Source organism: Burkholderia sp. Bp9143 (assembly GCF_003853645.1).
GTDB lineage: Bacteria > Pseudomonadota > Gammaproteobacteria > Burkholderiales > Burkholderiaceae > Burkholderia.
In genome coordinates this window covers 1-11154 of the sequence record NZ_QTPO01000097.1, presented here as the reverse complement: position 1 = coordinate 11154, position 11154 = coordinate 1, and the positions used below count along the sequence as shown (strand labels likewise).

The window sequence follows — 11154 nt, the reverse complement described above, 5'->3', positions numbered from 1 at the left end:
AGTCGAGGTGGACAACGAGCTGATCGAGCTGGTGGCCGAGGACAGACCCGTCGACGTCGAGGTCGACAGCGACGAGATCGAGCTATTAGCCGACGAGAGGCCGGTCGACGTGGAAGTCGACAGCGAGGCAACTGAACTGTTGGTCGAGCTGAGACCCGTGGACAGCGAATTGATACCCGTCGAAGTCGAGGTGGACAACGAGCTGATCGAGCTGGTGGCCGACGACAGGCCCGTCGACGTCGAAGTCGACAGCGACGAAATCGAGCTATTGGCCGACGAGAGGCCGGTTGACGTGGAAGTCGACAGCGAGGCCACCGAACTATTGGTCGAGCTCAAGCCGGTCGACAGCGAGTTGATACCGGTCGAGGTCGACGTGGACAGCGACGAAATCGAGCTATTAGCCGACGAGAGGCCGGTCGACGTGGAAGTCGACAGCGAGGCAACCGAGCTGTTGGTCGAGCTCAAGCCGGTCGAAAGCGAGTTGATACCGGTCGAGGTCGACGTGGACAGCGACGAGATCGAGCTATTAGCCGACGAGAGGCCGGTCGACGTGGAAGTCGACAGCGAGGCAACCGAACTTTTGGTCGAGCTGAGCCCCGTCGACAGCGACGAGATCGAGCTGTTGGCCGACGACAAACCGGTCGAAGTAGACGACGACAACGAGCTGATCGCGCTCGTCGTCGTGCTCATGCCGGTGCTGAGCTGGGCCACCGTGACCGCGTCCTGCGGCGCCGAGCCGTCGGCGACGTTCGTGATACGGCGCAGTGCCGTCGGGCTGCCGACCGACACTTCCGACAGCGGTGCGGCGCTGCCCGTCAGATAACCCGTGCCCGTCGGCGCTGCCGTGCCGGTCACGCTACCCGCGCCGATCGCGACGCTGGAGGCGTAGTTGGCTGTACCGCCGAGCGCGATCGCGTTCGTGCCCGTCGCCGTCGCGCCATTGCCGATGGCGGATGCGCCGGAGCCGGCTGCGGTGGCCGCCGAACCAAGCGCCGTGCCGTTGGTGCCCGCCGACGTGACGGTCGCGTTCGTGCCGATCGCGATGCCGGACGTCGTCGCGGCGTCGACGTTCGAGAATCGGCCCAGTGCGATCGAGTTGGTGCCTGCCGCCACCGCGCCGCCCGTGCCCGTGCTGTTACCGCCGCCGATCGCGATCGAGCTGGAGCCCGATGCCGTCGAATCGTTGCCGACCGCGGTTGCGCCCGTGTTGAGCGCCTTCGCGCCGGAGCCGATACCGATCGCACTCGAGCCGCTCGCCGTCGTGGCTTGACCAAACGCCTGGGAATAGCTGCCCGACGCCGTCGCGTTCGCGCCAATCGCAATGGAGGTCGCGCCGCTGGCCGTCGTGGTGCTGCCTCCGAAACCACCGATGGCGATCGCCTGAGAGCCCGTCGACGTGCCCCCGCCCGCACTGTACTGCGCGTGCGCGACGTTGCCGACGGTCGCCCCCGCGACAAGCGCAACGGTCGCAACGGCCTTCACGATGGCCGATTTGTTCGGCTTGCCCCGTGCCGAATCGTGTTCGGATGCCGCGACCCAGGTGCCAAGGGCTTCGTTCCAGATCGAGCGGTATGTGCGGTTCATCTCCAGCTACCTCCAAATAAGCACGCAACACACACCGGTCTCTTTCGTTAGATGAATTTGCCGTGCGCACGCGCGAATCTCAAAATTGATGGGCGGAGTTTATTTGAGGTGATATTTTTAGATTGACAAACAGTGAAAAATTGGAGGTTTTGAAAGTTAAAAAATAGTTAATGCATCGTGTTTTGATGTATTGATGTGTAACAAATTTGAAAATATGAAGAATGTTGAATGTAGGGTGCCTGGAGACTCGGATGACGTTGTTAATTTTCATAAAAATCAACTACATACGAGATTTTTTTGTGTCTCGGCGAACTGTGGTCACCCCAAAAAGTAAGACAAATGAAATAGCAAACGTTTGCGTAGAGTTTGCACCTTTCCGGATTGTAATGTTTTTGTGGATCGTCATTTGAAATGAATTGTGGGGAATTATTAATTTGTTAATTTGATATTTTCAGGGGATTTTTAATTATATTTAAGGACCTTTGGGGAAATCGAAAAAACATGAAACACGGTCTGCCGGGGTATGCCGGTTTGCGCATCTCGCCGCCTGCGCTTGCCCGTGGGACGGACCTTCCACGGCGCCCGATCTCATAAAGTTGTAAAAAAGTGCTACGGGCGTATCGACCCTGCAATTGGGATCTCATTTCGAATTTCTTCTATTGACGGCATTCCATATAGTGGGTCGGGAATCGATTGGACAGGGTGCCGGATCACCCGCGCGGGACAGGCTTGCAACCGTAGCCGTTGAGGTCCCGACGGGTTGTCCACGATGACTGGCCGGCGACGCGAAAGGTGGGCAAAACGGGGGGCGGCGAGCGGGGAATGTCAGATCGCCGCGACGACTTGACCCGGTTGGCGAGGACGGACATCCCGCAGCAGGAAAGGTGACGCGCAAACGCGTCAGGTTCGACGGTCAGGCTGACTGGCGTGCGTTGCCCGCGTGACGTCGCGCGCGACTCAACGGATTCGAGCCAGGGTGTTGTTCGTTCTCGTCCGGAGGGGCGAGCCGGCGCACGGATGGCAACCGCGGCAGGGCAAGCTGGGTTGTACCGCCCGATCCCGACGCAGGCGGCAGATCGTTCCGGACAAGGGACGGAGGGTTGCCATGCGCGCCGGTCCGCGCCGCCTGCAACCCGCCGCCCGGCGCCGCGGCGCTATTTCCGCGGGAAGCGCAGCGCGAGGCGCGCCATGCGCGGCACGAACATCGGGCGCAGCAGCCGTTTGTCGTACCCGGCCATCCGCCGGTCGTTCTCGCTGAGGCACAGTTCGATCAGTTCGCGCGGGTTGAGCGCATTGCCGATGTCGGCGGTGCTCGTCGCCGGAAAGTTTGCGTCGTGCGCGACGCCGTCCGCATCGATCCCGCGTGCGATCCCGATGTGTTCCCGGATCAGGTACGCACACACGGCCGCGACCCGTGCGAAGAACCACGGCCGGCGCCACCACGGCAAATTGCGCCAGTACCACGCGTACCAGTTCACGAAGAACAGGATGTGCCGGCCTTCTTCCTGGATCACGGGTTCGAAGGTGTCGACGAGTTCGGGCGGGAAATAGCCGGAGCGCTGCGCGGAGCGGAACAGGCCGAACGCGAAGAAGCTGTCGATGCACTCGCTGAAGCCGGTCACCATCCATGTCCACTCGGGATCCTTCGGCGCCGGATAGGCCGGTTCGGGGGCGAGCTTGATGCCGTATGCCTGGACCAGTTTCGACAATACGACCTTGTGCCGAGCCTCCTCGCCGCCGTCCATCTCGAGCGCCCGGCGCAACAGCGGATCGCCGACGGTTGCTGCGAAAGTGGCGACGCGGATCGACGCGCGGCCTTCGGTCCGCACGGCGATGTCCCAGATCGGCAGCGACGTGAGCCGTTTGAGTTCGTCGGGCTTGAGCGGCGGCCAATCGATGACGGCCGGTTTGTACGGGTTGTGTGTATCGAGCAGCATGCGGCAGAACATCTGCCGGTGCGCATCGGAACCGATCCTGACCGGACCCCGACGCGCGAAGGTCCAGTTGCGCATGGTGTGATCTGCCGCTGCATGCGCCTCCTGCAGCGTGTCGGACATGGCTGTCCTTATGCGATTACGAGACGAAAGATTCTTGCATAGCTTCCGTAATCGCGTATTTTCGGGCGGCCCTGCGCTGACCTGCGCTGCGCTCAAGCCTGCGTGTCGACCCAGAGGCGTCCCCAGCGGGACGCATACGCGAGCGCGTGTTCCTCTTCGAAGAAGAAATCGATCGCGTCGAACGACACGGCGCGCGGTGACGGACCGCCGCTTGCCTTCTCGATCGTCAGGTTCGCGGCGAACAGCCCGTTCGGCAGCCGGGCGGCGGCGGGGGCGACTTCATAGCCCTTGTAGCGGATCGTGCGGTTCATGGCGTGCGCATGGAGGGTTCGGGCTTTCAGCGTACGAAAACCCGCGGCCCGCGTGAACCAATCTTTCGGCCAATGCAAATCACGTGGCAGGCCGAATCGTTATCGGCGCGGGGAGCCGGCATGAAGCAGGGAGCGACGGCGCGATGCGCGCCGGACCGTCGGATACGCGCTGCCTGCGCGCGGCGAACGTCGTCGGCCGGGCGCGGGCAGCGGGGAGGCGGGGGTTACTGGTTGGCGATCTTCAATACGGGCGCGAGCGCGTCGACCGATGCGGCATGCGTGGCCGCGCGATGCGACGCGAACGCGAGCGCGAATTCGGCTGCCTGCGCGCCGACGGTCTCGAGCTGCGCGACGACCTTCGGATCCGAGCAGCTGTCGGCGCCGTCGAAGCGCGTTTCGAGTGTGTTCACGGTGGCGCCGAACGGGGTCGGCCAGCCGCGCAGCGCGTGGACGATCGAACGCAGCGAGGTCAGCACGGTGCCGGCGGCTTGCCAGCCGTAGGCCGTGACGATCAGGCCGACCGCGCGGCCGTCGAGGTACGGGCGCTCGTCGGCGCGCAGTTCCTCGAGCGTGTCGAGCGCGTTCTTCACGAGGCCGGACACGCCGCCGTGATAGCCGGGCGTCGCGATGATGATCGCGTCGGCTTCGCGCACGGTGTCGATCAGCTCTTGCTGCGCGTCGGTCAGCGCCTTGTGTTCGGGGGCGTAGTGCGGCAGCGTATGCAGGAACGGGCCGTCGAACAGGCGCGTGCGTGCGCCGGCGGCTTGCGCGCCGCGCAGCGCGAACGACAGTGCGCGCTCGGTCGACGACGCGGCCCGGGTGGTGCCACCGATGCCGACCACGAACGGGCGGCGGTGTTGATCGAATGCAGTCAAGGGGCGCTCCTTGGGATGGCTTGCCCGGCTAAGCACAGGCTTAAAACCAAATGGTAACGACCCCGCCGCCACTCTGAAAACGACTTTTCGTTCTATCGATATGCCATGCACGCGGGTCGAGCGTGCGCGCGGCGACGCAGATGGATAGCAGAAATGCTTGGTTGGGACGGTGCGCCGCGCTCGATAAGATGGGCCCGTCTCCTCCATGATGTCTCTACTGACATGGGTTGGCCCCGCCGCGCGGATGCAGGCGGGGCTTTTTTTCGTCCGGCGCCGGAAAGGGGGCGCGATGTACGGGGTTACTCGAACACCGGCCGGAAGAAGCTGCGCTCGTAGCTGACGATGCAGCGCGTTTCCTCTGCATACCGGAACGCGGCCTGGCAGGCGGGATCGGTCTTCGACCGTTCGCGGTAGCGCTCGTATTCGGCGAGGCTCGGGAACGAGAACATCGCGAGCGCGATGTCGTTTGCGCCTTCGGACGGCAGGAAGTAGCCGTGGTGCGTGCCGCCGAATTGCTCGACGAGCGGAATCCACATCTTGCCGTAGGTTTCGAACTGCTCGAGTTTGTACGGATCGATGACGTAGCGAAGGAAGCAGGTGACCATGGGCGCTCGCGGTGCTGTGACGGATGACGGAGTCTGGATCGCGTCGCTGGGTGTGTCAACGCGAAAGCGGTCGCGCGGGCATCGTGCATCGCGAGTACGGAATCGCACGCAGAATGGCGACGTCGACGAAGCGCACGTCGCGCATTGCTTGCGGGAGCAACGACGTCGTCGCCGTGCTCACTGTATCGTCACGACGGCATCGCGACGCGAACGGCGCGCGCGGCACCGGCCTGATTCGTTGTACCGGCGTGGTGGCGTGGCCTCACTCGTCGCGAGTGTGCGTGTCGCCGCCGCGCGCGAGGCGCCATGCGATCGTGCCGAGCACGCCGACCGCGACGACCAGCGCTCCCCACAGCACGTAGCGGCGGGTCGCATCCGTATCGGCAGCCAGCGCCGGCGAGACCGCCGAGACCGGTAGCGCCGCGCCGACGCGCGCGGGCCGCACTTCCGGCGCCATCCCGACCAGCAGCGCATCGCGGCTCACCGCCGACGACGGCAGCGACGCATTGCCGACGCCGAGCGTGAACGGTGGCGTGCCGCGCGCGACGAAGGTCAGGGCGGCCGGATGCCAGCCGACCGCGACGGCCGGCTGGCCGCCGCCGAGCCCGCCGTTGCGCATGTCGACGACGATTCGCCACGCGCGATCCGGATTCGACGCGAACGCCAGCGGCGGATTGCGCTGTTCGCCCCCCTTGCCCTGCAGCCGGAACAGCACGGCGCCGGCGACCTCGCGCCACGGCGTCTGCGCGTCGGGGCGACTCTGCAGCGTTGCGCGCGCAACCGTATTCGGCTGCGGCAGGTCGATGCGCACGCGGTCGACCGGATACGCGCCGTCGGTGTCGAACAGATACTCGCCGGGTGTGCTGCCGGCCCGCACATGTGCGGCGTCGCGCCACTGACGCGGCACGGCCGCGGTGTCCGTCGTGCGCGCATCGTGCGGCTGCGTTTCGATCTCGATCGATCCGATCGCGGGCGCGCCGTCGAGCCAGTCGAGCCGCAGGTAGCGCGGCCCCGTGCCCTCGAGCGCGATGCGCTCCTGCACCAGCATGTCGCCGCCGCGGCCGACCTTCAGCAGTTGCGTGCTGCCGAGCGAGCGCCAGCTGCGCAGGTCGTCGCTCGCTTCGACGGCGACACGGCCCTGGTAGCTGTCGTCGCTCACATGCACGAGCAGCGCGTCGACCTCGCCGTCCGCATGCGACAGGTCGACGAGGTCGGCCGCGTGCTGCGCGCGAGCCGGCGCGGTGACGGTCGCATGCAGCGAGCCGTCCGGCGCGACCGACACGCCGAGCGGCGCGTGGCCGTCGTCGGTGCGGGCAGGCGGCAGCGGGAACCAGTGCACCAGCGTGCGCGACGGCTGTACGGCCGCCGCCGCGGGTGCATCGAGCGAATACGGCACGGGCTCGCCGGCGCCGTTGAAGACGCGCACGTCGCCGAGATCGTCGCGCCGGCTGGCCGCATACACGGCCTGCGGCACGGTGAGCTGGTAATACGCGGCGCTGCCGTCGAGATCGAGCGAGAAGCGTTGGGCGACGCGTTCGGCGCCCGGCGTGCCGTCGGCCGCCGCGAACGACGTCAGCAGGCTCAGGCCGAGCAGGGCCGCGAGTCGTTTCATGGTTGGGTGTCGTCCCGTTGGGCCGCGGCCTTCGGCGGCAGCGGCGAGAAATAGCCGATCAACAGCAGCAGTATGCCGATGCCGATGAACGACACGATGCGTTCGATGCCGGTGACGTGCGACAGGTCGAACAGGAACAGCTTGATCACCGTGAGCGCGAGCAGCGCGGCGCCGACGAACCACAGCGGACGCAACCCGCGGCGCGTGGCCCAGATCATCGTCGCGAGCGCGCAGAGCGTCCAGTACACGGAGACCGACGCCTGCACGAGCGTCGATTCCGCCATCGCGTCGAATGCGTACGGCACGCCGGTCCAGTGATGCAGCGTGCGCAGCAGGATCGCGTTCAGCCACAGGAAAGCCGTCGCGCCGGCCGCGCCGAGCAGCTCGACGCGATAGTTGCCGAACGACCAGCCGAGCTTGCGCGCGCGCACGAACCACGACGCGGCGAGTGCATAGACCACCACGAGCACGAGGTCGAGCGGATTGAGCAGCGGGATACGCGCCCAGCTGCCGCCGTCCTGCGTGAAGTTCGCGTAGAAGGTCCAGACCCACATCACGACGATCAGCGGCAGCGACGCGAGCGCGCACACGCGTGCGATGCCGTCGCGGCGCGTCAGCCACATGCCGGCGAACGCGAACAGGCTCCAGCCGACCATGAACACCTGCTGGATGCCGAACGACGACAGCAAGGTATCGATGTCGTAGGCGTGTTGGAAACGGTGATGCAGCGTGCGCAGCAGCAGCGCGTTGAACCACAGGAACACGGTCGCGAGTGCCGCCAGGTCGGCCGCCAGCGGATGCCAGGTGACACCGAGCGTCTTCAGCCGGCGCAGCCAGGTGGCGAACGCGACGAAGATCAGCAGTTGCGCGACGTCGAGCGGATTGAGCAGCGGCAGCCAGAACAGCGGCGACGCGTCGCCGTCGCTCGTCACGCTGGCGATGCTCCACAGCCACAGCAGCGCGGCGAGCGGCGCGGCACCCCACACCTGGTACGCGCGCGGGAACGCGGCGACGGGCCAGCGCAGGCGCGAGCCGGGGCCCGACACCAGCAGCAACAGCGCGCCGAAGCCGTAGGCCCACGCGCTCCAGCTCCACGCACCTTCGGGCACGAATGCGCGCAGGCGCCAGAAGCCCTCGAGCGAGAACAGCCCGCACAATGTCCAGAACATCAGCGTGTGCAGCGGCGCGATCACCGGGACGGGGACGGCCGACACGGCGGACGTGCCCATCGCGCCCGTCGCCGGACCGGCGGCCGTCTTGCCGCGCGACTGACGCAGCAGCAATGCATAGCACGCGACGACGGCGATCGGCCACGCGAATGCACCCATGCCCGACAGCGGCGCTTCATGCGAATCGAACGCGCGCAAGGCGAGCAGCGCGAGCACCGGCGTCAGCGCGAGCGCCGGCCATTCGGCGATCGGCCAGGCGAGCCTGCGGCGCGCGATGTGTGCAAGCCACGCGGTGCCGGCGGCGAACAGCGCGGTCGCGTCGACGACGAAGCGGTCCGCATGCAGATCGACGTGACGGCTCGCGTAGACGAGGATCTCGTGCAGCCCGCCGCTCAGCCACCACAGCAGCCCCCACGCCGCGGCGGCCGCGCCGACGTCCGGCATCCACGCATGCCACGCGCGCGCCTCGTCGCGCCCGTGCAGCCACCAGCCCGTGAACAGCCCGGCGAGCGCGATCAGCAGCATCGCGATGTATGCGCTGTTGAGCACCGGCAGCGCGTTCGTGTCGGCCGGCCCGAGCAGGCTCGTGAAGAATGCGCCGGCCGCGGCGATCTGCATCAGCAGGCCGAAGCCGAACGGCGCAAGGCGTTTCTCGCGCACGCCGACCCACACGATCGCCGCGCCCTCGATCGCCCACGCGGCACTCGTCGTCGGGCCCGAGAATGCGAGCGGCACCGCGAGCGTCGCGAAGATCACCGCGAGCGCGAGCATCGCTTCGAACAGCAGCGCGAGGCGATCGCGGCGCCGCGCGAGCCATGCGGCGACCGCGACGTAGAACGCCGACAGCGCGACTGCGCTCCACGCGAGCCCGAACGGCATGTCCTTCACGAGCGACGCCTGCAGCGCGGTCGCGACGATCGGCGTGCCGAACACGAGCGTGCCGTCCACGTAATGGCGCAGCGCCAGCTCGCGTTTCACCGCGTACAGCAGCGCGATGCCGACATACATCAGGAAGAACAGGATCAGGAACGGTTCGGTGGTCGCGAACAGCGCGGGGCGGTACGCGGTCACGCCCCACGCCGAGCCGATCGTGAACGTGAACACGAAGCCGAGCAGGTTCAGCGGACGCCAGGCCTTGAACCACGCGATCGCGAAGATGCCGGCGTTCAGCAGTGCGTAGTAGCTGAACAGCGCGACATGGCTGCCGTGGCCGGTCGACAGCAGCACCGGCGCGAGAAAGCCGCCCGCGCTGCCCATGAACGCGAGCGGCAGCGCGTTTTGCTTGACCGCGAGGAACGCGCTCAGCGCGCACACCGCGACCATCAGCGGGAACGCCGCGCCGACCGGCAGCAGCGCATAGAGCTTGGTCGCGGCGAAGATCGTCAGGTACAGGATGCCGATGCCGCCGCCCTGCAGCACGAGGCCGTACGCGGCGCGGCGCGCGCGCACGCGCCAGCCGATCGCGAGCAGCGCGGCCGCGGCGAGGGCCGTGCCGGCGAGGCGGAATTCGATCGGCAGCATGTTGTTGTCGGCCGCGTACTTGAGCAGGAACGCGACGCCGAAGAACAGCACGATGATGCCGACGCGCACGACCGTGTTGCCGCCGAGCAGCCAGTCGCGCGCGGAGCGGAACGCGCGTTCGGCGATGCTGGGTTCGCGCGGCGTCGGCGGGGCGGGCGGGGCAGGTCGGGCGGTCGCCGAGGGTGCATTCGTCGGGGCGTTGGCAGCGGCGGTCGCTTCGCTCGTCCGCGCGGCGATTGCCGGTGCGGGAGCCGGTGCGGATGTCGACAATGGCGTGCCGGCGCTCGCGACGGCGGGCTGCACGGACGGTCGAGGCGGGATCGCGGCGGGCGCGGCTGATGGCGCCTGCGCAGCGGTGCCGGTCGCGGCGGCACCGGCCTTCGCGCCGGCGAGCTGGCCGCGCAGTACCTCGAGTTCGCGCGTGAGCGCGTCGACCGTCGCTTCGAGGCGGGCGACGCGATCGGCAAGCGGCACGGGATGGGGTTGCGGCGTCGCGGTGGGCGCGGAAATCGCGAACGCATCGGGTGTCGCGCCGCCGCTCTTGCGCTTGCGTTGCTGCAGTGCGTGGCCGATGCAGAACCCGACAGCCGCGCCGAGCAGCGTGCCGTTGGCGGCGGAGAAATCCCCGAACAATGCGGCGATACCGCCCACGATGAAACCGATTGCGGCAAAAGCCCAATTCATCGCCTAGCTCCCTCTCTCATTTCGTTATCGTCCTTCGATCGTCGCGCGGCCCGATCGAGGCTGTTTCCGTATGGCCGGCAGGCGAACCGGCATGCGCGCACCGCCGGCGCAGCGTGACGCGCAGGGCGCGCGGCGACGTCGCGATCAGTGTGGTTGCCGGCAATGTATCACAGCGGCCATGCGGGATTTTCTGGGTTGCGGGCCGGGGGCGAAACGTGGCTGTCGCACGTTCGCGATGGGGGTTTTTCGCACGACCATTCTTTTCGCTTGCGCGGCGCGCGCGACCCGGTCCGATCGGACGTGAAATTGTCGCAAAGCGACGAGCGCATTGCTGAGAATTGGCGCAAAACGACGCCGCTTTCGCGTTGCGCTGCTGCGCACAAGTCCTGCCCGCGATGCCCGCCAGTACTGGCGATGCGCGTATTGCATCGCCGCAATCGGGTGCCGCCGCGCGCCGCGTGCCGCGTGGCGCGGCTGACGGGCGTGTCGTATTTGCGCAAGCGTTTGTCGTAATTCGTCGGCAGGTCGGGGTTTTTTCTAGCAACTATGTAGGCACGCTATGACACGCGTGAGTCCCCGCTACACGAGGAGAAGGTTTCGATGGATGCCCCCAAGGTCGTGGTCGAAGGTCTGTGCAAGGTATTTGGAAGCAACCCGCAGCAGGCGCTCGACATGCTCGCTGCCGGCGCGACGAAAGACGATGTGCTCAAGCGTACCGGACAGGTCGTCGGCGTGC

The 11154-nt window shown here is 66.8% G+C and carries 8 protein-coding genes; 1 reads left to right on the top strand and 7 read right to left on the bottom strand.

Annotated features, from left to right (window positions below; genetic code table 11):
• The 7 genes from DIE23_RS38385 to DIE23_RS38355 all read right to left on the bottom strand — a co-directional run.
• A partial coding sequence (locus tag DIE23_RS38385; RefSeq protein WP_260436367.1) for an ESPR domain-containing protein occupies positions 1-1584 on the bottom strand: 1584 nt, incomplete at its 3' end.
• A gap of 1154 nt (positions 1585-2738) precedes the next feature.
• Positions 2739-3641, bottom strand: coding sequence for a ferritin-like domain-containing protein (locus tag DIE23_RS38380; protein WP_124618043.1), 903 nt, complete (start codon positions 3639-3641; stop codon positions 2739-2741).
• A 92-nt stretch (positions 3642-3733) separates the two neighbouring features.
• Complete coding sequence (locus DIE23_RS38375) at positions 3734-3952, bottom strand: hypothetical protein (RefSeq protein ID WP_006749916.1); 219 nt, start codon at positions 3950-3952, stop codon at positions 3734-3736.
• Positions 3953-4176: 224 nt separating this feature from the next.
• Entirely contained in the window at positions 4177-4827 is a 651-nt protein-coding gene (locus DIE23_RS38370) for an NADPH-dependent FMN reductase (protein ID WP_124618041.1), read from the bottom strand.
• A 299-nt stretch (positions 4828-5126) separates the two neighbouring features.
• The gene (locus tag DIE23_RS38365; RefSeq protein ID WP_124618039.1) at positions 5127-5432 is read right to left on the bottom strand and encodes an NIPSNAP family protein; all 306 of its coding nucleotides are present in this window, start codon (positions 5430-5432) and stop codon (positions 5127-5129) included.
• Positions 5433-5694: 262 nt separating this feature from the next.
• Entirely contained in the window at positions 5695-7044 is a 1350-nt protein-coding gene (locus DIE23_RS38360; protein ID WP_124618037.1) for a DUF3999 domain-containing protein, read from the bottom strand.
• On the bottom strand, positions 7041-10418 hold the full coding sequence (locus DIE23_RS38355; RefSeq protein ID WP_124618035.1) for a DUF2339 domain-containing protein: 3378 nt from the start codon (positions 10416-10418) through the stop codon (positions 7041-7043). Before DIE23_RS38355 ends, DIE23_RS38360 begins: the two co-directional genes overlap by 4 nt.
• Before the next feature lie 162 nt (positions 10419-10580).
• Between DIE23_RS38355 and DIE23_RS40970 the strand changes: the two genes are divergently transcribed.
• Positions 10581-10931 carry a hypothetical protein gene (locus tag DIE23_RS40970; RefSeq protein WP_124618033.1) on the top strand — a complete coding sequence of 117 codons (351 nt, stop codon included), beginning with the start codon at positions 10581-10583 and terminating at the stop codon, positions 10929-10931.
• Positions 10932-11154: the final 223 nt, after the last annotated feature.